General features: G+C 67.1%; 22 protein-coding genes. 14 read left to right on the forward strand and 8 right to left on the reverse strand.

Annotation, left to right across the window (positions count from 1 at the left end; genetic code table 11):
- Positions 1-35: 35 nt before the first annotated feature.
- From A5651_RS15055 to A5651_RS15095, 9 genes are read left to right on the forward strand one after another with little or no spacing between them, the layout of a single operon-like run.
- Positions 36-1,010, forward strand: a complete 975-nt coding sequence (locus tag A5651_RS15055; protein ID WP_066982099.1) for a UDP-glucuronic acid decarboxylase family protein — start codon at positions 36-38, stop codon at positions 1,008-1,010.
- Positions 992-2,605, forward strand: a complete 1,614-nt coding sequence (locus A5651_RS15060) for a carbamoyltransferase C-terminal domain-containing protein (RefSeq protein WP_066982104.1) — start codon at positions 992-994, stop codon at positions 2,603-2,605. Before A5651_RS15055 ends, A5651_RS15060 begins: the two co-directional genes overlap by 19 nt.
- Positions 2,602-4,092 (forward strand): HAD-IIIA family hydrolase, encoded by a 1,491-nt coding sequence (locus tag A5651_RS15065; protein WP_066982107.1) that lies wholly within the window; start codon positions 2,602-2,604, stop codon positions 4,090-4,092. The genes A5651_RS15060 and A5651_RS15065 overlap by 4 nt, the downstream gene beginning before the upstream one ends.
- A complete protein-coding gene (locus A5651_RS15070) occupies positions 4,089-5,102 on the forward strand; it encodes a glycosyltransferase family 9 protein (protein ID WP_066982110.1) in 1,014 nt (337 codons plus the stop codon). The genes A5651_RS15065 and A5651_RS15070 overlap by 4 nt, the downstream gene beginning before the upstream one ends.
- Positions 5,099-5,674: an SIS domain-containing protein gene (locus A5651_RS15075; RefSeq protein ID WP_066982113.1), complete on the forward strand. Its 576-nt coding sequence runs from the start codon at positions 5,099-5,101 to the stop codon at positions 5,672-5,674. Before A5651_RS15070 ends, A5651_RS15075 begins: the two co-directional genes overlap by 4 nt.
- On the forward strand, positions 5,667-6,989 hold the full coding sequence (locus A5651_RS15080; RefSeq protein ID WP_231988696.1) for a PfkB family carbohydrate kinase: 1,323 nt from the start codon (positions 5,667-5,669) through the stop codon (positions 6,987-6,989). Before A5651_RS15075 ends, A5651_RS15080 begins: the two co-directional genes overlap by 8 nt.
- Positions 6,990-7,011: 22 nt before the next feature.
- A complete protein-coding gene (locus A5651_RS15085; RefSeq protein WP_369803955.1) occupies positions 7,012-7,698 on the forward strand; it encodes an SDR family oxidoreductase in 687 nt (228 codons plus the stop codon).
- Positions 7,695-8,630: a glycosyltransferase family 9 protein gene (locus A5651_RS15090; protein WP_066982204.1), complete on the forward strand. Its 936-nt coding sequence runs from the start codon at positions 7,695-7,697 to the stop codon at positions 8,628-8,630. Before A5651_RS15085 ends, A5651_RS15090 begins: the two co-directional genes overlap by 4 nt.
- Positions 8,627-9,928 carry a UDP-glucose/GDP-mannose dehydrogenase family protein gene (locus tag A5651_RS15095; protein ID WP_066982123.1) on the forward strand — a complete coding sequence of 434 codons (1,302 nt, stop codon included), beginning with the start codon at positions 8,627-8,629 and terminating at the stop codon, positions 9,926-9,928. Before A5651_RS15090 ends, A5651_RS15095 begins: the two co-directional genes overlap by 4 nt.
- Here A5651_RS15095 and A5651_RS15100 read toward each other — a convergent pair.
- Positions 9,925-10,941 (reverse strand): DNA topoisomerase IB, encoded by a 1,017-nt coding sequence (locus tag A5651_RS15100; protein WP_066982126.1) that lies wholly within the window; start codon positions 10,939-10,941, stop codon positions 9,925-9,927. The genes A5651_RS15095 and A5651_RS15100 overlap by 4 nt on opposite strands.
- A gap of 230 nt (positions 10,942-11,171) precedes the next feature.
- On the opposite strand from A5651_RS15100, the gene A5651_RS15105 reads away from it, so the two are divergent.
- Together A5651_RS15105 and A5651_RS15110 are read left to right on the forward strand one after the other, a co-directional pair.
- Entirely contained in the window at positions 11,172-11,606 is a 435-nt protein-coding gene (locus A5651_RS15105) for an ATP-binding protein (RefSeq protein WP_066982129.1), read from the forward strand.
- Between the two features lie 62 nt (positions 11,607-11,668).
- The gene (locus tag A5651_RS15110; RefSeq protein WP_066982132.1) at positions 11,669-12,391 is read left to right on the forward strand and encodes an RNA polymerase sigma factor SigF; all 723 of its coding nucleotides are present in this window, start codon (positions 11,669-11,671) and stop codon (positions 12,389-12,391) included.
- Here A5651_RS15110 and A5651_RS15115 read toward each other — a convergent pair.
- Positions 12,362-12,790, reverse strand: a complete 429-nt coding sequence (locus A5651_RS15115) for an STAS domain-containing protein (protein ID WP_066982207.1) — start codon at positions 12,788-12,790, stop codon at positions 12,362-12,364. The genes A5651_RS15110 and A5651_RS15115 overlap by 30 nt on opposite strands.
- A gap of 285 nt (positions 12,791-13,075) precedes the next feature.
- On the opposite strand from A5651_RS15115, the gene A5651_RS15120 reads away from it, so the two are divergent.
- On the forward strand, positions 13,076-13,621 hold the full coding sequence (locus tag A5651_RS15120; RefSeq protein ID WP_066982136.1) for an NTP transferase domain-containing protein: 546 nt from the start codon (positions 13,076-13,078) through the stop codon (positions 13,619-13,621).
- Here the strand turns inward: A5651_RS15120 and A5651_RS15125 are convergent.
- The gene (locus A5651_RS15125) at positions 13,618-13,851 is read right to left on the reverse strand and encodes a hypothetical protein (RefSeq protein WP_066982141.1); all 234 of its coding nucleotides are present in this window, start codon (positions 13,849-13,851) and stop codon (positions 13,618-13,620) included. The genes A5651_RS15120 and A5651_RS15125 overlap by 4 nt on opposite strands.
- 17 nt (positions 13,852-13,868) lie before the next feature.
- Here A5651_RS15125 and A5651_RS15130 point away from each other — a divergent pair, with 17 nt between their 5' ends.
- Complete coding sequence (locus tag A5651_RS15130) at positions 13,869-14,564, forward strand: SDR family oxidoreductase (protein WP_066982144.1); 696 nt, start codon at positions 13,869-13,871, stop codon at positions 14,562-14,564.
- A gap of 29 nt (positions 14,565-14,593) precedes the next feature.
- On the opposite strand, the gene A5651_RS15135 is transcribed toward A5651_RS15130, so the two are convergent.
- Positions 14,594-16,390: an acetyl/propionyl/methylcrotonyl-CoA carboxylase subunit alpha gene (locus tag A5651_RS15135; RefSeq protein WP_066982148.1), complete on the reverse strand. Its 1,797-nt coding sequence runs from the start codon at positions 16,388-16,390 to the stop codon at positions 14,594-14,596.
- A gap of 171 nt (positions 16,391-16,561) precedes the next feature.
- Between A5651_RS15135 and A5651_RS15140 the strand changes: the two genes are divergently transcribed.
- A complete protein-coding gene (locus A5651_RS15140) occupies positions 16,562-18,022 on the forward strand; it encodes an HNH endonuclease signature motif containing protein (RefSeq protein ID WP_197496633.1) in 1,461 nt (486 codons plus the stop codon).
- A 20-nt stretch (positions 18,023-18,042) separates the two neighbouring features.
- On the opposite strand, the gene A5651_RS15145 is transcribed toward A5651_RS15140, so the two are convergent.
- From A5651_RS15145 to A5651_RS15160, 4 genes are read right to left on the reverse strand one after another with little or no spacing between them, the layout of a single operon-like run.
- Positions 18,043-18,456, reverse strand: a complete 414-nt coding sequence (locus A5651_RS15145) for a SufE family protein (protein ID WP_066982151.1) — start codon at positions 18,454-18,456, stop codon at positions 18,043-18,045.
- Positions 18,453-19,349, reverse strand: coding sequence for a sulfurtransferase (locus tag A5651_RS15150; protein WP_066982154.1), 897 nt, complete (start codon positions 19,347-19,349; stop codon positions 18,453-18,455). The genes A5651_RS15145 and A5651_RS15150 overlap by 4 nt, the downstream gene beginning before the upstream one ends.
- A gap of 2 nt (positions 19,350-19,351) precedes the next feature.
- Entirely contained in the window at positions 19,352-19,999 is a 648-nt protein-coding gene (locus tag A5651_RS15155) for a nucleoside triphosphate pyrophosphatase (RefSeq protein ID WP_066982157.1), read from the reverse strand.
- A gap of 27 nt (positions 20,000-20,026) precedes the next feature.
- On the reverse strand, positions 20,027-20,311 hold the full coding sequence (locus A5651_RS15160) for an acyl-CoA carboxylase epsilon subunit (RefSeq protein ID WP_066982160.1): 285 nt from the start codon (positions 20,309-20,311) through the stop codon (positions 20,027-20,029).
- Between the last annotated feature and the right edge of the window lie 28 nt (positions 20,312-20,339).

Raw genomic sequence — 20,339 nt, forward strand, 5'->3', positions numbered from 1 at the left:
AAGCACGTACCCGTTGGCGGGGCTGGAAAACGCCGATGCATGAGATCAAACGCGCCGTTGTCACCGGCGGAGCCGGCTTCCTCGGGGGTCATCTTTGTGAGCGACTCCTCGCTGAGGGGGCCGAGGTCGTCTGCATCGACGACCTGTCGACCAGCGCGCCCGGCGCGGCCACACTGCTGCACGGCCGCGCCGGTTACCGCTTCGTCGGCCACGACATCAGCAAGCCATGGCGCGACGTCGTTCTTCCATCGGACCCCGACACGGTCTTTCATCTCGCCTCACCCGCGTCACCGCGGGATTACTTGCGGCTTCCGGTCGAGACATTGCGCGCCGGTGCGGTCGGTACCGCCCACGCACTGGAGTTCGCCGAGTGCTGCGGTGCGCGCCTGGTGTTGGCCTCGACCAGCGAGGTCTACGGTGACCCGCTCGAACACCCTCAGCATGAAACATATTGGGGCAACGTGAATCCGGTCGGTCCGCGGAGCGTGTACGACGAAGCAAAGAGGTTCGCCGAGGCGCTCACCCTCGCATATCACCGCGGCCGCACCGTCGATGTCGGGGTGGCCCGGATTTTCAATACCTATGGGCCCAGGATGCGCTGTGACGACGGGCGGATCGTGCCCACGTTCACCGAGCAAGCCTTGAGTGGTGAGCCGATCACGGTGAACGGCACAGGTCGCCAGACCCGCTCGCTGTGTTACGTCGACGACACCGTCGACGGACTGGTCAGGCTTGCACGCGCGGGCTGCTCTGGCCCCATCAACATCGGCAACCCCGACGAGTTGACGGTGCTCGAGATCGCCGACGTCATCCGTGACCTGGCGAAGAGCACTTCAGCGATCGTTCACCGACCGGCCATGCAGGACGATCCACAACGCCGTTGTCCTGACATCACTTTGGCGCGTGAGCAACTGGGCTGGCAGCCCAAGGTTTCGTACCGCGAGGGTCTGGCCCGAACAGTCGACTGGTTCAGGAGGCACAGGAGGCAACAGTGCGCATCCTCGGCATAAATGCGGTCTTCCATGACTCCGCCGCCGCGATCGTGGTCGACGGGCAGATCGTTGCGGCCGCTGAAGAGGAGCGGTTCACCCGCCGCAAGCACGGCAAGTCTGCGGTGCCGTTCTCGACATGGGAGCTACCGGTCGAGTCGGCCCGATGGTGCCTGGCGCAAGCCGGGCTGGAACCGTCACAGATCGACGCCGTCGGTTACTCCTACGATCCCCGGCTGATGCACAGTCGCGCAGACAATATCGACGGTCTTGACCGTGACTGGGAGTATTTGCGAACGCTGTACGCCGACCGAGCCCCCCGGTTTCTGCAGACTGCGCTGCCCGGCCTCGATCCTGGGGCGGTGCGCTATGTGCGCCATCATGTCGCGCACGCCGCGTCGACGGCGCTGGCCTCGCCGTACCCCGACAGCGCCGTATTGGTTGTGGACGGTCGAGGTGAACGCACGTCGATGCTGGCCGGCGCGTACCGGGACGGCAAGCTAGACATCCTCGCCGCGCAGGAGCTGCCACATTCGCTCGGACTGTTCTACGAAGGGCTCACCGAGCACCTGGGGTTCAAACGCTCCAGCGACGAGTACAAGGTCATGGCGATGGCCTCCTACGGGGAGCCGCGGTTTATCGCGCCGTTGCGAAAATTGGTCTACGCGACCGGTAATGGCGGCTTTCGTACTGAACCGGTCGACTGGGAGTCGTTCAGTACGCGTGGCGAGCACAACTTCGATCTTGCGTGCAGTGTCCAGCGCGTGGTCGAGGAAGTGCTGCTCGAGCTCGTCGGCTGGTTGCGGTCGCGCACCGACCACCGAAACCTCTGTCTTGCAGGCGGTGTGGCGCTCAACTGCGTGGCGAACTCGAAGATCTATAACAACGGCGGATTCGACGACGTGTGGGTGCAGCCGGCGGCGGGCGACGCGGGCACGGCACTCGGCGCGGCCCTGGCCCTCGCCGGGGAAGCCGGTGAGCCCATCACGCCGATGCCGTCGGCGGCACTGGGCCGGGGCTGGACGGACGAGCAGATCGCCGCCGCGCTCACCGCGGCCGCCGTCCCCCATGAGCGGCCGGATGACCTGGCGGGCACCGTCGGCGAGGCGCTGGCCCAAAACCAGTTAATCGGGTGGTTTCAGGGCCGGGCCGAGTACGGACCCCGAGCGCTCGGCGGGCGTTCCCTGCTGGCCGATCCGCGTCATCCGGAGAACCTCGAGCGGCTCAACAATGTCAAGGGGCGCGAGCAATTTCGGCCCGTGGCTCCAATGGTGCTAGCGGAGCGAGCATCCGAAATCTTCTCCGCCGGCCCCATCCCCAGCCCCTACATGCTGTTCGTCCACGAGGTGGCCGCGGAGTGGCGGTCACGCATTCCCGCGGTTACGCACGTCGACGGCACGGCCCGCATCCAGACGGTCGACACGAGCAACCCTCTGCTGCACGCGACGATCAGCCATTTCGCCGAGCGCACCGGCGTGCCGGTGATCGTCAACACCAGTTTCAATACCGCGGGGCGACCTATGGTGGACAGTCCCCGTGATGCGCTGGAGTGCTTCGGCAGCTCACCGATCGACTTGCTGGCGATCGGCCCGTTTGTGGTGAGAAGGCCGCGATGACAGCCGATTTCGCCATCGTCGTCCCGACCATCGGCCGCGAGGGACTACACCGGATGCTCGCCGAGCTCGACGGATCAGCGGGTCCGCAGCCGGTGGCGGTGGTGGTGGTCGACGACCGCGCCGACGCGAACCCGCCGCTGGATTTGACGACTCGGTTGCCGGTGAACGTGTTCTGCAGCGGAGGCCGAGGCCCCGCGGCGGCACGCAACATGGGGTGGCGCAGCGTCCGGGCCGAATGGATCTGTTTCCTCGACGACGACGTTGTGCCGCAGCCCAACTGGCTCGCAGCCGCGGCAGCCGACATTGCTGATGCCGAGGCAGCCCGCGCCGTCGGTTCACAGGCGGTGATCGAGGTGCCCCGTGTCGCCGGCCGCCGTGCCACAGACGACGAGCGGCGCACTCAACGGCTCAGCGACGCGAAATGGATCACCGCCGACATGGCGTTCAAGCGGTCGGCGTTAATCGCCGTCGGCGGCTTCGACGAGCGCTTCCCGAGGGCCTACCGAGAAGACTCCGATCTGGCGGTGCGCATCACCAAGAACGGCGCGATCGCACCGGGATCGCGGCGGTCCACCCATCCGGTTGCCCCATCGACCTGGATGAGCAGCGTGCGCGCCCAAATCGGAAATCGGGACAACGCGTTGATGCGGCGCAAGCATGGACGCAAATGGCGAACTGCGGTCGGCGAGGGGCGGGGTCGGCTGCCGACGCACACGGTGACTACGGCGACGATCGCCGCCGCAGTGATCCTGGCACTGACCGGGCGGTGGCGGTGGGCCCTGCAATCTGCAGCGTTGTGGGCCGCCCTGACAACGGAATTCGCGGTGCGCCGCATCTTGGCCGGCCCTCGCACACTGTCCGAGATCGCGCGCATGGTGGTGACCAGCATCCTCATCCCCCCGGTCGCGGTGTTCCACCGCCTCGCCGGCGAACGGCAATTCCGGTCCGCGCTTTGCGATCCGCCGCTGGCAGTCCTGCTCGACCGCGACGACACGATCATCGAGGACGTCCCCTATCTCAACGACCCCACCCGTGTGCGGCCGGTGCCCGGCGCGGCGAACGCGTTGCGCAGACTCCGCGAAGAAGGACTGCTGCTGGCGATCGTCAGCAACCAGTCCGGCGTGGCGAAGGGCCTCATCGCTCCTGATGAGTTGGCCGCGGTGAACGCACGGGTGGACGATGCGCTTGGCCCGTTTGACGCATGGCAGGTCTGCATTCACGACGACGGCGACGGCTGCACATGCCGCAAACCTGCCCCGGGCATGGTGCTCGCCGCAGCGGAGGCGCTCGGAGTGGACCCCAGCAGGTGCGTGCTCATCGGCGACACGGGCGGCGACGTCACCGCGGCGCTGACGGCCGGCGCCGATGCGGTGCTCGTGCCGACGCACCGGACGCTGGAGCACGAGATCAGCGAGGCGCGCGCCAGGGCGAGGGTGGCCGCCGACCTGAACAGCGCGGTGTCGATGGTGTTGCAGGAGTGCCGATGAGCCTCGGCCTAATCGCTCGCCTCGACAGCGCCGGTGACGTCCTCATCACCGGGCCGGCGGTGCGCGCCATCGCCGCCGCCCATGACGACGTGACCTTCCTAGCCGGCCCGCGCGGCCGCGAAGCCGCCGAGCTGCTGCCCGGCGTCGGTGACGTCATCGAGTGGCAGGCGCCATGGGTGGACTTCAATTCGCCGGAACTGACTGCCGGGCATGTGGAGTCACTGATCAAGCAGCTGCGCGACCTGCGGCCGGACCACGCCTTCATCTTCACCTCGTTTCACCAGTCGCCGCTTCCGCTGGCGTTGATCTGCCGAATGGCGCAGGTCCCGTGGGTCGCGGCCATCTGCGAGGACTATCCCGGCACGCTGCTCGATCTCCGCCACCACGTAGGCGACGGCATCCCAGAACCGCAGAGGGCGCTGTCGCTGGCCGCAGCCAGCGGCTGTGCGCTGCCCGCAGGTGACGACGGCGCCTTGCGCATCAGCTGCCCACCGCTGCCGCCCGAGCTGGAAAGGCTCACCACAACAACGTTTGTGGCGTTTCATCCCGGTGCGGCGGTGCCCGCGCGGCGGCCCACCGCAGACCGCAGCGCTGCGATGGTGGAGGCGCTGACGCGCGCCGGTCACCGCGTGATCGTCACCGGCGGTGCGGACGAAACCGACCTGACGGCGGCGGTGGCGGGCGAGATAGCCGTCGACCTCGGCGGCCGCACGACGCTGGCCACACTGGGCGCCGTATTCGCCGCCGCGCGTGTCGTTGTCGTGCCCAACACCGGCCCCGCGCATCTTGCGGCCGCGGTCGGCGCGCCGGTCGTCTCGCTGTTCGCACCCGTGGTACCGGCCTCGCAGTGGATGCCATACGCGCAGAACGTGATCCGGCTCGGCGACCAGAATGCCGCGTGCCAACTCACCCGCGCCCGCGAATGCCCGGTGGTCGGACACCCATGTCTTAACGGCATCACCGACACCGAGTTGGTCGCCGCGGTCGATCGATTGGGAGGAGCCCCATGATCCAGACGCACATGCAAGCCCTGGCGGAGGCCGTTGAGGGTGTCGGCTCGGAGGCGGACCGACTCATGCTGTGGGGCAGGCACCTCGCCGATGTGCTGACCCGCGGCGGACGGCTGCTCGCCTGCGGTAACGGCGGTAGCGCCGCCGAGGCCCAGCATCTCACCGCCGAACTGGTCGGCCGATTCCGTGACGAACGAAAGCCTATGTCGGCCATCGCATTACACGCCGACACCTCCGCTCTCACCGCCATCGGAAACGACTACGGTATCGACCAGATCTTCGCCCGCGGCGTGCACGCGCACGGCCAACCCGGTGACGTCCTCATCTCGCTGTCCACCAGCGGCACCAGTAGCAACGTGCTGGCAGCGGTGAAGGCCGCACACGAGGAGGGCCTGACAACCTGGGCGCTGACGGGTCCCGCACCCAACCCGTTGGCCGCGATGTGCCACGACGCGGTCTGCGTCGAGGCGGGCTCCACCGCCACCGTTCAGGAGATCCATCTGTTGCTCGTGCATGCCCTGTGCATCGCCGTCGACGACGTGCTCCTTGGCGCAGGTGGACACCGTGGCTAGGCCCCTGATCATCGTCGGCGACTCGATGCTCGACGTGGATATCGAGGGCAGCGCCAGCAGGCTCAGCCCAGAGGCGCCCGTACCCGTCGTCGACGCCGAACGGATGTGGCACCGACCGGGCGGTGCGGGGCTTGCCGCCGTGCTCGCCGCCCGCACCGAGCGCAATGTTGTGCTGGTGACCGCGGTGGCCGACGATGTCGACGGCCGCGTCCTTTCTGACCTGCTTGCCGCGTCGGGCGTCGAGGTGATCGCTTTGTCGATGACCGGAAGCACATTGTGCAAGACGAGGATTCGGGCACGCGGGCAGTCGATGCTGCGGCTCGACCACGGCGACGGGACCGCGGCAGCCGACGAGGCGCCGGCATCGGCCATGACCGCGCTGGAATCGGCGGCGGCGATTCTTGTCGCGGATTACGGTCACGGTGTCGCTGCGCATCGCGGCATCCGCAACGCGCTGTCGAAGGTCGCCGACCGGGTGCCCGTGGTCTGGGATCCCCATCCCCGTGGCGAAACACCCACCCCAGGTTGTTGGTTGGTGACACCCAACCAGGCCGAGGCGGGCGAGGCATCGGCCGAGTCGCTGCGCGGCCGATGGGCCGCGCGAGCGGTGGCTGTGACCATAGGCGTCAAGGGTGCGCTCCTGGCGACCCCCGCCGGATCAGTCCACGTCGCCGCGCCGGTTGTGACGGGCGGTGGTGATCCATGCGGGGCGGGAGACCGGTTCGCTGTTGCTGCGGCGCTGACCCTCGGCAGCGGGGGCGATGCGGAAGCCTCGGTTCGCGCGGCCGTCGAGGCGGCCACCAACTTCGTCGCGGCCGGCGGAGCGGTGGGCGTGTCCAGTCCCGCACCAATCGCCGCACGCGGACGCCCGGCCGCGGCAGCCGACCTCGAGGCGCTGCGCAGAAACGGCGGGCGCTTGGTCGCCACCGGTGGGTGCTTCGATCTTCTGCACACCGGCCACGTGCGGCTGCTGCATCAGGCGCGTCAACTCGGCGACGCCCTTGTGGTGCTTCTGAATTCGGACAGCTCCGTAGGCGCGCTGAAGGGCCCGGCCAGGCCGGTGATGCCGGCTCAGGACCGTGCCCGGGTGTTGTCTGCACTGGAATGTGTCGACGACGTGATCATCTTCGACGAGCTGTCGCCGGAAGCGGCACTGGAGCGGTTGCGACCGGACGTGTGGGTGAAGGGCGGCGACTACACCGAAGCCGACCTACCCGAGGCTGAGGTCGTACGCCGGCATGGCGGTGAAGTGGTGCTGCTGCCGATTGTCGCCGGTTACTCGTCGTCCAACCTGATCGCGGCCGCGCGGTCATGATCCAACGATAGGAGTGAAACCCATGACGCTGGGAAACGTACTCATCACCGGAGGCGCATCGGGCCTCGGCGCGGCGACGGTGAAAGCCGTTGCGCGACACGGCGGCACGCCGCTTGTCATCGATCGACAGCACATCGACGACGATGTCGCATTCGAATGTGCCGACCTCGCCGACACAGCGGCGGTCGACGCAGCGGTGCGCGCGCTCGCCGAGCGCGCCGACGGCCGCATCGACGGGGTGTTCACCGCTGCGGGCATCGACTCCTGCGGCAAGCTCGACGAGGTCGCTGTCAAGGACTGGGAACGCGTCATTCACGTCAACCTGCTCGGCACCGCGGCGGTGATCAGATCTGCGTTGCCGTATCTTCGGGAATCCGGCGGTCGAATCGTCACGTGTGCATCCACACTCGGCATCAAGGCGGTCAGCGACGCGACGGCGTACTGTGCCTCGAAGTTCGGCGTGGTCGGGTTCAGCCGGGCGCTCGCCGCCGAACTCGCCGGCGAAGTGGGTGTGACGACGTTGATCCCCGGTGGCATGCACACGCCGTTCTTCGACGGCCGCACGGAACAGTACAAGCCGCCGCCCGACGCAAAACTGAATCAGCCGGAAGACGTCGCCGAGACCGTCGTTTTCGCGCTCACCCAACCGGCGGGCTGCGAGGTGCGGGAATTGGTGATCTGCGCATCGACGGAGTCTTCGTGGCCATGACGGCCGGCACGATCGTCGTCCTGCGCGCCCTCGGGCTCGGCGATTTCCTGACCGGTATTCCGGCGATGCGTGGCATTCGCGCCGCGTATCCCGACGCGTACATCGTCCTCGCTGCACCGGAGCCGTTGCGCGAGCTGGCGATCCACTCGGGAGCCGTCGACGCATTGAAGCCAACCGCCGGGCTGGGCTGTCTGCCACCGATGCAGTCTCCGCCGGCGATGGCGGTGAACCTGCACGGCTGCGGACCGGAGAGCATCGCCGATCTGCGAGGCCTCGCGCCGGGGACGCTGCTGAGCCATCGGCACACGGCTTATCCCGATCTCGTCGGCCCGCCATGGCGGCCGGACATGCACGAGGTCGACCGGTGGTGCGCGATGCTCGAGTCGTTCGGGGTCCGCTGTGATCCAGGAAATATGGCGATCACGCGCCCCGCCGGCTATCCCAAACGTTCCGGCGCGGTGGTCATCCATCCCGGGGCCGCAGCGGCGGCGCGGCGATGGCCCGCTGACCGGTTCGCCGAGGTGGCCGCCGAACTCGCGGCGCAGGGCAACGAGGTCGTGATCACCGGGGGCTCTGGTGAACTGCAGTTGGCCCACAGCGTCGCCCGACAAGCGGGTCTGGCCGAAAGCGCCGTGCTGGCAGGCGAACTGGACCTGCTCGGTCTGGTTGCGCTGATCCATGACTGCAAGCTGCTCATCTGCGGGGATACCGGGGTGGGTCACATCGCCACCGCGACGGGTGCGCCGTCGGTGCTGCTGTTCGGCCCGACACCGCCGTGCCAGTGGGGTCCGCGCGGTACCGGCCCACACATCGCGGTATGGGCCGGCGACAGGGGAGACCCGCACGGTGACCGTCCGGATCCGGGATTGCTGTTGATCACCGTGGCGCGCGTGTTGGCAGCTACTCGAGAGGTCTTGCAGGAGAGCGCATGACGGGTATGCGGGTAGGGGTCGTCGGCGCCGGCTACGTCGGGCTGACCAGTGCGGTCTGCCTTGCGGAGACACATCACGACACCATCTGTGTCGACGTGGACCAAGCCAAGGTGGAACGCCTGAGCAAGGCGGTGACGCTGCTCGACGAACCCGGCCTGCCGTTCCTTCTGGTGCGCGGCCTCCGCTCGGGCGACCTGCGATTCACCACCGACTACTCGATGCTGGCCGACCGCGATGTGGTGTTCGTCTGTGTGCCGACCCCAAGCGCCGATGACGGATCGTGTGACCTCAGCGCAGTCCACGCCGCGACAGAGCAATTGGCGACCGTTTTGCGGCCGGGGGCGGTGATCGCGGTGAAGTCCACTGTTCCGGTCGGAACCTGCCGCGGTATCGCGGAGCGACTGCGCGGTACGGGCATCTCAGTGGTGTCCAACCCGGAGTTCCTGCGAGAGGGATACGCGGTTTACGACTTCCGGCACCCCGACCGGCTCGTGGTCGGCGCCGACGACGAGCGCGCCGCCGACACCGTTATCGAGACATGTCGCGCCGCAACGGCGTTGACGTTGCGGATGAGCCCGGAAAGCGCCGAGCTGGCCAAGTATGCGAGCAATGCCTTTCTGGCCGTAAAAATCTCCTACGCCAACTCGCTGGCACGGCTGTGCGCCGCGGTCGGTGCGAATGTCGAAGACATCACCAGGTGCATGGGAGCTGACGTGCGGATCGGTCCGCACTTCCTGTCGCCGGGCCCAGGCTGGGGAGGCTCGTGCCTGCCGAAGGACACCGCGTCGCTGCTGCACACCGGCCGTGGCCACGGCATCGAGTTACCCGAGGTGGCCGGGGCGCGTGCCACCAATCTTGTTCAGCCGGGCCGGGTCGCCGAAACCCTCACCCGCGCAATGCATGTGCCGCTGCAGGAGGCGCGAATAACTGCGTTCGGGCTCACGTTCAAGGCCGGCACCAACGATGTCCGCGACTCGCCCGCGCTGACCATCTGCGCCGACCTGGCCCGGGCCGGAGCGCAGATAGCCGGCTACGACCCGCGGCTCTCATCCATCGAGCCCGCCGCGCTGCGCGCTGCGATGATCACGGGCCTCGACGATCCCTATCTGGCCGCCAAGGGAGCCGACGCCATCGTCGTGTTGACGGAGTGGCCGGAGTTCCGTGACCTCGACTGGGCCGCGATCGCCGAGCAGTCGCGCGAGGCGGTGGTCGTCGACACGCGAAACCTGCTCGACGCGACCATGATCGCCGACGCGGGGTTGAGGTTGGTCGGCAACGGCGTCCCGGGTGGGTTCTAGCTGCGCGCCACCTTGCGGATCAACCGTGCCGTGCTGCTTTCCAGGATTTCCTGACGCTCGGTCGGTGACTTCACGCGGTCGGCCCGCCGGACACCGGCGGCGATCGTCATGCCCTTCTCGTAGCCTTCGACCACGCGGGGGTCGACGTAGGAGCTGCGCGCCACCGCGGGGGTGTTGCCGAGCTCCTCGGACACCTCCTTCATCACTGCCGACTCCACCCGTTTGATCACCGTCTTGTTCACCGGCGGATCGGCGTCGACGAATGCCGTCGCCGCCAGCACCGTGCCGTGCCAGGTGCGCAAGTCCTTCACGCTGTACTCGTCGCCGACCAATTCCTTGAACCGGGCGTTCAGATCGTCGGAGTGGATCTCGCGCCAGTCCGACGAGTTGCGGCAGGCCAGGAACCGGTCGGTGCGGTCGGGTCTGCGCAGCAGCGCACGTACCGAGCGGACCACCTCGGGGTCGTCGATCAGCAGCGTGCGGCGTACCCCGCTCTTGGCGGGGAAGTCGAATTCGACCGCTTTGCGTTGCAGCGTCACGTGTTCGCACAGCAGCGTCGCGATGCCGTAGGAATTGTTCTCCTCGGCGTACTGCTCACCGCCGGCACGGAAGTAGCCCAGGTCTAGCAGTTGCAGACCCACGGCCAGGACACGGTCGCGATCCAGACCCCGCCTACGCAAATCCTGCGCCAGGCGTCGGCGCATCGCGGGCAGGGATTTCGACATCTCCAGCACGCGATCGAACTTCTCCTCGGCGCGCTCCTCCTGCCACCGCTCGTGGTAGAGGTACTGCTTGCGGCCGGCGGCGTCCGTCCCGACGGCCTGGATGTGGCCATTCTCGTAAGGACAGATCCAGACGTTCTTCCACGCGGGAGGGATGACCAGATCCTTGATCCGCGTGAGCGTCGCCTCATCGGTGATCGCCTTGCCGTCCTGGTCGTGGTAGGAGAATCCTCGCCCGCGGCGCACCCGGTGCAGGCCGGGCCCACTGACTACGCTGCGTCGCAGCCGCACGGAAACCTACCGTTACAAATTCGCGGGACCTGGGTATCAGACATCGATGTCACAGCACCATCCGCGCGGACTCATGCTGCGCCACAACGTACGGCGTAGCCGCGATCACGGTCATTGGGGGTTATTACCCCGCCGGTCGCCGCGTCACACGTGGTCAGAGCTCGGGACCGCCGGTGGTTAGCTGGCAGACGGCTTGGAGTAGTGTCGGGTCGACATTTCCGGGAGGTCAGATGGCCGAAGTCGAGAAGATCAACAACGGACACCAGCGCGGTGACCGTTCCGTAGAGGTGCGCGTCTCCGCCGAGTTGGAGAATCTTGCCGTCGTACGTACCGTGATCGCGGCAATCGGCACCTTCGAGGATCTCGACTTTGACGCGGTGTCTGACCTGCGGCTCGCCGTTGACGAGGCGTGTACCCGACTGATCCGGTCCGCCATGCCGGATTCGACGCTGGTGCTGGTGGTTCATCCGCGCGAGAACGAGGTGGTCGTCGACGCGTCGACCACGTGCAAGAGCCAGGACATCTTGACCCCGGGTAGCTTCAGCTGGCACGTGCTGAGTTCGCTCACCGACGAGGTGACGACGTTCCAGGACGGCCGGGGCCCAGAAGAAGGGCGTCTATTCGGGATTTCCATGACGACGAGACGAGCGAGTTCGCTCAGGTGAGTCCGAGGTCCTCCCAGGGTTCGTCATCGCGACAGAACTCTGAATATGCGGATGTCGCAGGCATGTTCCGCGAGTTACAGGGCATGCCGGAGGGTTCCGCCTCCTTCACGCGGCAGCGCGACCGCATTGTGGAGCGATGCCTTCCGCTGGCCGACCACATCGCGCGCCGATTTGACGGCCGCGGTGAACCCCGTGACGACCTCGTCCAGGTTGCCCGTGTGGGACTGGTGAATGCCGTGATCCGGTTCGACGTCGACGCCGGCTCGGATTTCGTGTCGTTCGCGGTGCCAACGATCATGGGCGAGGTCCGCAGGCACTTCCGCGACAACAGCTGGTCGGTCAAGGTGCCGCGACGGCTCAAGGAGCTGCATCTGCGGCTGGGCGGAGCGACGGCCGAACTGTCGCAGCGGCTGGGGCGCGCCCCGACGCCGACGGAGCTCGCCGCCGAACTCGGAATGGACCGCGACGAGGTCGTCGAGGGCTTGGTGGCAGGGAGTTCCTACAACACCCTGTCGATCGACAGCGGGGGTAGCGGCAACGAGGACGCGCCCGCGATCGCCGACACGCTGGGTGACGTAGACCTGAGCCTGGATCAGATCGAGAACCGAGAAGCCTTGCGGCCCTTGCTCGAAGCGCTTCCGGAGCGCGAACGCACCGTGTTGCTGCTGCGGTTCTTCGAGTCGCTGACGCAGACCCAGATCGCCGAGCGAGTCGGCATCTCACAGATGCATGTGTCGCGGCTGCTGGCGAAGTCGCTAACGCGGCTCCGAGACCAGCTTCAGTAGCGGATGCTGTTCGGCGCGTAGCCGTGCCAGCCCAGCGGGCATCGTGGCCGCAATCGGCAACGTCGAGTCGGGATCGCAGATCTTCATCAGGCGGCTGACGGCGCGACTGGGCACCAACACCCATTCGACACCGGCACCCGCACACCGCACGTTGAGCGTGTGCAGTGCGGAGAAGCCGGCGGTGCCGAAGAATTCGACACCGGTGAGATCCAGTGCCAGTCGTTCGGTGCGGTCGGCGTCGCGCAGTGCGTATTCGACAAATTCTTGGGCGTTGCACGCGTCGAGATCGCCGTCAGCCGTGATGACGGCGACCGACGACGTCAGCCAGCGCGTGGCGAATGTGGCGGTGCGACCGTCCCCACGGTCTGCAGGACGAGAAATGGTGGTAGCAGTGGACATGGTTTGTGACTCCATCAGTCGAAGAAGATTTCGGACTGTGGTTCACGTCAAAAGTTCAAGGCCCTGGCTCCTCAAAGCCCATCGCTGCGGAGAAATACCTCCGCATGTCGATGACGTTTCCCGAGGCTGGGAACTCAACCTGTTCTGACCCTACGCGCATTCGGCGCGAATCTTCAATCATGAATTCTTGATCTTGAAAAAGCCTGCTCAGCGCGTCGATTCGGCTTGTAAGACACACCAGAAATGTCAATTTTGACGTAGATGAGCGCGTGAAACACTGAGCACATGACGGGGCACGTGGGCGGGATCGTCCTCGCCGCGGGCGCGGGCACGCGGTACGGAATGCCCAAGGTGCTCGCCGCAGACGGAGGATGGCTGGCTGCGGCTGTGGCAGCGCTGTCCGGCGGTGGATGCGACGACATCGTCGTGGTGCTGGGCGCGGCGGTGGTCGACGTGCCTGCGGGGGCACGCCCGGTGGTGGCCCGCGACTGGGCCGACGGAATGAGCGCCTCGCTGCGGGCGGGGATAGCTGCGCTGGAAAGCGGTCCAGCCGACTACGCCGTCGTGCTCACCGTCGACACCCCCGACGTCGGTGCGGCCGCGGTGCGTCGCGTCGTGACCGCGGCGTCGACGTCGCCGTCGGGCATCGCGCGGGCGGGCTACGACGGCCGGCCCGGCCACCCCGTCGTGGTGGCACGGCGGCACTGGCCCGGCTTGGTGGCCACCCTCGACGGAGATGAAGGCGCGCGACGGTTCCTCGCCTCGCGCGGCGACGTCGAGTGGGTGGACTGCGCCAACCTCGCGACTGGGGCCGACATCGACGAGCGTTAGGCGTCGCCGAAGGGGGAATCGGCGAACCGGCGTACCGCATCTGCTGCGGTCTGCGCGGCCTCGGCGTAGCCGGATTGCGCCTTCGTGTCGATCAGGCCGCTGCGCGGGTCTAGCGATACCTCGGCCACCACCTGTCCCGTGATGGGTTCGCAGACATCCCACCGATATCCGACGTCGGCTGGTACGCCGCGCAAATACCAAGCGCCGGCATTGATTTCCACCGGTTCCATGGGCACTAATAGTAGGGATGAAGATCGCCGTGATCGGGGCCAGTGGCCTCATCGGAAGCAAGCTCGTCGACCTGCTGACCACCGACGGCCACGATGTCGCCGCCGCCTCCCGCAACACCGGCGTGGACGTGCTCACCGGCGAGGGCCTCGCCGAGGCGCTGTCGGGCGCCGAGGTGTTGATCGACGTGCTCAATTCGCCGGACTTCTCCGACGGCCCCGTGATGGATTTCTTCACGACATCGACGACCAACCTGGTCGAGGAGGCCAAGAAGGCGGGCGTCGGCCATTACGTGGCGCTGTCGATCGTCGGGCTGGACGGCCTGCCCGAAAGCGGATATCTGCGCGCCAAGGTCGCCCAGGAGCAGATCATCACCGCGTCGGGCGTGCCCTACACGCTGGTGCGCGCGACCCAGTTCGCTGAGTTCACCGACCAGATCACCGAGTCACTCGTCGTCGGCGACGAGGTGCGTGTTCCGGATGCGTTGATCCAGCCGATCGCCGCGGATCAGGTGGCCGCCGACGTGGCCCGTGCCGCGGTCGCGGCGCCGCTCAACGGTTACACCAATATCGGTGGGCCGCAGAAGATTTCTTTCGAGCAGATGGCCCGCGATTCGCTGGCGCGCCGCGGCGAGCAGAAGCCGGTCGTCGTGGACTTGAAGGCCCGGTACTTCGGGACCGAGCTCCAGCAGCGCAGCCTGGTCACGCCCGACTAGACCGCGCCGCCGGCGTCGCCCTCGAGGGGCTACTTGATCTCCGCCAGCACCGTGCCCTGCGTGATGGCGGCGCCCGCCTCGACCGCGAGGCCGGTGATTGTGCCGTCCTTGTGCGCGGTGACTGGGTTCTCCATCTTCATCGCCTCGAGCACGACAACCAGATCGCCCGCGGAGACCTCCTGACCCTCCTCGACGGCGACCTTGACGACCGTGCCCTGCATCGGGGCGGTCACCGCATCGCCCGACGCGGCGGCGCCGGCGTGGGAGCCGCGCTTGCGAGGCTTGGGCTTCTTGCGGACGACACCGGGCGCGGTCGGGCCGCCGCCGTTGCCGATGGCCAGATCGCCCGGCAGCGACACCTCGAGCCTGCGCCCACCGACCTCCACCACGACCGTCTGGCGCGGGATGGTGTCTTCGGTGTCGACCGGCTCACCACCGGTGAACGGCTCGATCTGGTTGTCCCACTCGGTCTCGATCCAGCGTGTGTGCACCGTGAAGCCGTTGTCGTCACCGATGAACGCCGGGTCGGACACCACTGCCCGGTGGAAGGGGATGACCGTAGCCAGGCCCTCGACGTTGAACTCGGCCAGCGCGCGACGGGAGCGCTCCAACGCCTCCTTGCGGGTGGCGCCGCTGACGATCAGCTTGGCCAGCATCGAGTCGAATTGCCCGCCGATGACCGAGCCGGTCTCGACGCCCGAGTCCAGCCGCACGCCCGGTCCCGTCGGCGCCTCGAACTTGGTCACCGGGCCGGGTGCGGGCAGGAAACCGCGGCCGGCGTCCTCGCCGTTGATGCGGAACTCGATCGAGTGGCCGCGCGGCGTCGGATCCTCGGTAATGTCCAGCGGCTCGCCGTTGGCGATGCGGAATTGCTGGCGCACCAGGTCGATGCCCGACGTCTCCTCGGTCACCGGGTGCTCCACCTGAAGGCGGGTGTTCACCTCGAGGAACGAGATCAGGCCGTCCTGGCCGACCAGGTACTCGACGGTGCCCGCGCCGTAGTAGTGGGCCTCCTTGCAGATGCGCTTGGCAGACTCGTGGATCTCCTTGCGCTGCGCGTCGGTCAGGAACGGGGCAGGGGCCTCCTCGACGAGCTTCTGGAAGCGACGCTGCAGCGAGCAGTCGCGGGTGCCTGCGACGACGACGTTGCCGTGCTGGTCGGCGATCACCTGGGCCTCCACGTGGCGCGGCTTGTCCAGGTAGCGCTCGACGAAGCACTCGCCGCGACCGAACGCCGCGACGGCCTCACGGACCGCCGACTCGTACAGGTGGGGGATCTCCTCGATGGTGCGGGCCACCTTCATGCCGCGGCCGCCGCCGCCGAATGCGGCCTTGATCGCGACGGGCACGCCGTACTCCTCGGCGAACGCGACGACCTCGTCGGCGTTCTTGACCGGATCCGGCGTGCCGGGTACCAGCGGCGCCTTTGCGCGGGCGGCGATGTGGCGCGCGGTCACCTTGTCACCGAGATCGCGGATGGACTGCGGGCTCGGACCGATCCAGATCAGGCCAGCGTCGAGGACCGCCTGCGCGAAATCGCCATTCTCCGAGAGGAATCCGTAGCCGGGGTGAACCGCATTGGCGCCCGACTTCTCGGCCGCGTCGAGCAGCTTGCCGATGTCGAGGTATGACTCCGCCGACGTCTGACCGCCCAGCGCGAACGCTTCGTCGGCGAGCCGGACGTGCGGCGCGTCGGCGTCGGGTTCGGCGTACACGGCCACGCTCGGGATTCCCTCATCCCTGGCCGCGCGGATCACCCGAACGGCGATCTCACCGCGATTGGCTACCAGCACTTTCTGGATGCGTGAGCTGGCGTGACTTGGCACTGCGCCTCCTGATCGACTTTGGCGTCATCGCTTGTCTAAGAATCGTCTTTAAGAATGTATCCCGCGCAGTTTATGCGCCTGCGCAGGGCCGACCCCAAGTGGCCCCGGCTACCGACGAGTAACGAGTAGCGACGCGCCCGCGTGTCGGTGATGACCGGCATAATCGAACATGTGTTCGAGTCAATTGATGACAGCGGTTTGATAGCCACCGTCGAGGAAGCGACTCGCGCCGAGGCTGCTTCGGCCGCGCTCCGGCTTGCCGCTGTCGGCGAGCTGCTGACCCGCCGGCTTCCCGATCCGCACCGCGACGACACGTCGATGTGGGCGTGCGACGCGTTCGATTCCGTGGCCGCCGAGGTGGCCGCGGCGACGAACATGTCCCACGGCAGGGCATGTGGGCAGCTGCGGATCGCTGAGATCCTGCGGGATCGGCTGCCGCGGGTAGCCGCTTTGTTCACGCGGGGTCAGCTCAGCGCCCGGGTGGTCTACGCGATCACCTGGCGCACACGTCTGATCGTCGACGCCGCGGTGTGGGCGCGGCTCGACGCAGCGCTGTCCGAGCGAGCGCGGACGTGGGGGCCGCTCGCCGATGCTGAGCTGACCACCGCGGTCGACGCCTTGATCTATGAGTACGACCGTGAAGCGGTCATCCAGGTCAAACAGCGCGTGCGGGGACGTGATTTCGGTATCGGATGTCGTGAGGACGAAGAGGGGTTGACGTCGTTCTACGGCAAGATGCCCGCCGCCGACATCAAGCTGCTCTACAAGAAGGCTGCCGCGATCGCCCGGTCGGTGTGCGAGAACGATCCACGCAGCGCAGGCGAACGCCGCTCCGACGCCCTGTTCGCGATGTCCGAAGGCAACGCATTCCTTCGGTGTATGTGTGGTCGGTCGGACTGCCCGGTTCAGGATCGTCCCACGTCCAAATCTTCCGTCGTGATCGCCGTGATCGCCGACGAGACAGCGATCGCTGCGGCCGGAAAACTTCAAGAACATGGCGAATCGCGGCCCGAGAGGGAGCAACTCCAAGCAGAAGAACCTTCTCTCCGAGACGATTTCGGTGTCGCGGTGCTTTCAGATGGTTCGACGGTGCCGACCCCGTTGCTGGCCGTGATGCTGGCCAACGGAGCCAGATTGCGGCCACTGCGCACGCCGTGCGGAGCCGATCCCGAGCCTCGGTACAGGCCCTCGGCAAGGCTCGCCGAGTTCATTCGCGCCCGCGACATGACGTGCAGGTTCCCCGGATGTCGGGTGCCGGCAGAACGGTGCGACATCGATCACGTCGTGCCGTATCCGATCGGCCCGACGCATGCGTCGAATCTTGTCTGTCTGTGTCGTAAACACCATCTCTTGAAGACCTTCTGGGTCGGCGACTGGGCGCTGACCCTCGCCTCCGACGGCGCGGCCACCTGGACCTCACCGACCGGCAAGCGCTACACCACGCATCCAGGCTGTCGAAGTCTGTTCCCCTGGTGGAACACCGACACCGGTCACCTACCGACATCCGACCGGATCCCCGAACGTTCCGGATCCGGGCTTGCCATGCCTGCGCGATCCCAATCTCGCGCTATGGGCCGCGCGCGGCGCATCAAAACCGAACGCTCACAGAAAAACTCCGATCCACCGGATTGACCGGTGAACTCCCGAACCTCTCAGCGCAGGTGCCTCTTGATGCGGGCCAGCATCGCCGACATGCCGCGCAGGCGCAGCGGGCTGATCAGCGCGGCCAGGCCCAGTTCGCTGTAGAAGTCGTCGGGCACCGCGAGGATGTCGTCGGCGGCCTGGTTGTCGAGCCCCTGGGCCAGGATCGAGGCGAATCCACGCGTGGTGGGCGCCTCGGGCGGCGCGCTGAAGTACAGCCGCACGTGCTCGCGGTCGTCGGCGTCGACGCTCAGGAAGAGCGGAGACTGGCACTCGGGCACCGGCTCCATCGCCGCCTCTTCGAGGTCGGCGGGCAGCGGTGGCAGCTCACCGGCGAACTCCAGCAGGAGGGCCAACTTGTCCTGTCCCTCAACCTCTTTGAAGTCCGACACCACCTCGGCCAACGGGGCCGGTAGGGAGGTCATGAGGAGCCGGGCGCCCCGCCCGGCTCAGGACCGACGGCCACGGGCACGCGCACCGCGTTGCCCCATTCGGTCCACGAACCGTCGTAATTACGCACACCCGGCAGGCCCAGCAGATGGGTCAGCACAAACCAAGTGTGGCTGGAGCGTTCACCGATGCGGCAGTACACGACCGTCTTGTCGTCGGGTGTCAGGAAGCCGTAGAGTTCCTCGAGTTCCTGGCGGCTGCGGAACCGGCCGTTGTCTTGGGCGGCCTTGCCCCACGGGATCGAGCGGGCGGTCGGTATGTGGCCGCCGCGCAAGGCGCCTTCCTCGGGATAGTCCGGCATATGGGTGCGCTCGCCGGTGTACTCCTGTGGGGAGCGCACGTCGATCAGCGGCTCCTTGCCGAGGATGCCCAGCACGTCCTCCCGGAATGCCCGGATCGGGGCGTCGTTGCGCTCGACGACGGGGTAGCCGGTGGTTTGCTTGGTCGGCACGTCGAGGGTGGTGTCGCGGCCGTCGGAAATCCACAGATCGCGTCCGCCGTCGAGCAGCCGGACGTCCGGGTGGCCGAACAGCGTGAACACCCACAGGGCGTATGCCGCCCACCAGTTGCTCTTGTCGCCGTAGATCACCACTGTGTCGTCACGCGTAATGCCCTTGCGGTTCATCAGATCTGCGAACTGTTCGCCGTTGATGTAGTCGCGCACATTGGGGTCGTTGAGGTCGGTGTGCCAGTCGATTTTCACCGCGCCCGGAATGTGGCCGGTGTCGTAGAGCAGCACGTCCTCGTCGGATTCGACGACGACCAGTCCGGGCCTGCCGAGGTTGCCCGAAAGCCAGTCGGGGGTCACCAGCCGTTCCGGGTGGGCGTATGTGGCGAGGCTGGGATCAGGATCTGGAGGAAGTGGCACAACTACGAGCCTACCGCGGGGTTGTCAGACCACAGATCGGCCAGTGACAGCCCGACTCGGCCGAGCAACCTGCGCATTGTGGGCAGCGACAGGCCGATCACGTTGGACGGATCACCGGAGATGCCGTCGACGAACCAGCCGCCGAACCCGTCGATGGTGAAACCCCCAGCGACCCGAAGCGGCTCACCGGTGTTGAGATAGGCGGTCAGGTCTGTTTCCGACGGCTTGCCGAAATGCACTGTGGTGCGGCCGCACTCGACTTCATGATGGGTGAGGGAGCCGTCACGCAGTCGGATCACGCAATGACCGCTGTGGAGCACGCCGGAGCGCCCGGCCATCGTCGCCCACTGCCGGCGCGCTTCATCGGCCGATGCGGGCTTACCCCGCAGCGTGCCGTCGATGAACAGCATCGAATCACAGCCGAGGACAATGCAATCCGTCTTCAGCGACGACTCGAGCTCGGAGATGACGCGTTCGGCTTTGGCGCGCGCCAGCGCGTTGGTGATATCGCCGGGCGCGGCGTCGGCGCCCTGCGCGGCGATGACGGCGTCCTCGTCGACGCCTGAGACGACAACCACGGGATCGATTCCCGCTTGGCGCAATACCATTCGCCTGCCCGGGGAGGCTGAGGCAAGGATTACGCGCGTCATGATCGATGATCCTCGCGCAAGCGCTCGTCAGCGCCGCATGTGGGTCCGCTCCTTGAGCGTCACGAGCTGCCAGCTGATCGGCGCATAGCGCAGTTTGTCGACGGGATGGCCCCACAGGTTGAGCTCCTGCGGGCCCGGCTCGACCCGGCCGCCGGAGGCCGCGCTGAGCACCGCCACCAGCGCGGCGAGCTCCTCATCGGTCGGCTCGCCCTTGACGATCTTGATCTGCTCGACCGCCTGGCTGGGCGGCTTGTCGATTGTCAGCTCGCGGGGATCGCTGACCTCGGTGATGTGGTGTTCGTCTTTGCTCACAGCAGCCTCATCGTTCGCTCGCTCACAG

The sequence above is a fragment of the Mycobacterium sp. 1274761.0 genome (assembly GCF_001668615.1).
Lineage (GTDB): Bacteria > Actinomycetota > Actinomycetes > Mycobacteriales > Mycobacteriaceae > Mycobacterium.

Coding starts and splice junctions, on each gene's coding strand:
- A5651_RS15145 (WP_066982151.1), bottom strand. CDS start 18,456: ATGACCTCCCTACCGGCCCCGTTGGCCGAGGTGGTGTCGGACTTCAAA.
- A5651_RS15055 (WP_066982099.1), top strand. CDS start 36: ATGCATGAGATCAAACGCGCCGTTGTCACCGGCGGAGCCGGCTTCCTC.
- A5651_RS15155 (WP_066982157.1), bottom strand. CDS start 19,999: ATGACGCGCGTAATCCTTGCCTCAGCCTCCCCGGGCAGGCGAATGGTA.
- A5651_RS15130 (WP_066982144.1), top strand. CDS start 13,869: ATGAAGATCGCCGTGATCGGGGCCAGTGGCCTCATCGGAAGCAAGCTC.
- A5651_RS15070 (WP_066982110.1), top strand. CDS start 4,089: ATGAGCCTCGGCCTAATCGCTCGCCTCGACAGCGCCGGTGACGTCCTC.
- A5651_RS15085 (WP_369803955.1), top strand. CDS start 7,012: ATGACGCTGGGAAACGTACTCATCACCGGAGGCGCATCGGGCCTCGGC.
- A5651_RS15110 (WP_066982132.1), top strand. CDS start 11,669: ATGTTCCGCGAGTTACAGGGCATGCCGGAGGGTTCCGCCTCCTTCACG.
- A5651_RS15120 (WP_066982136.1), top strand. CDS start 13,076: ATGACGGGGCACGTGGGCGGGATCGTCCTCGCCGCGGGCGCGGGCACG.
- A5651_RS15115 (WP_066982207.1), bottom strand. CDS start 12,790: ATGTCCACTGCTACCACCATTTCTCGTCCTGCAGACCGTGGGGACGGT.
- A5651_RS15075 (WP_066982113.1), top strand. CDS start 5,099: ATGATCCAGACGCACATGCAAGCCCTGGCGGAGGCCGTTGAGGGTGTC.
- A5651_RS15090 (WP_066982204.1), top strand. CDS start 7,695: ATGACGGCCGGCACGATCGTCGTCCTGCGCGCCCTCGGGCTCGGCGAT.
- A5651_RS15125 (WP_066982141.1), bottom strand. CDS start 13,851: ATGGAACCGGTGGAAATCAATGCCGGCGCTTGGTATTTGCGCGGCGTA.
- A5651_RS15095 (WP_066982123.1), top strand. CDS start 8,627: ATGACGGGTATGCGGGTAGGGGTCGTCGGCGCCGGCTACGTCGGGCTG.
- A5651_RS15105 (WP_066982129.1), top strand. CDS start 11,172: ATGGCCGAAGTCGAGAAGATCAACAACGGACACCAGCGCGGTGACCGT.
- A5651_RS15065 (WP_066982107.1), top strand. CDS start 2,602: ATGACAGCCGATTTCGCCATCGTCGTCCCGACCATCGGCCGCGAGGGA.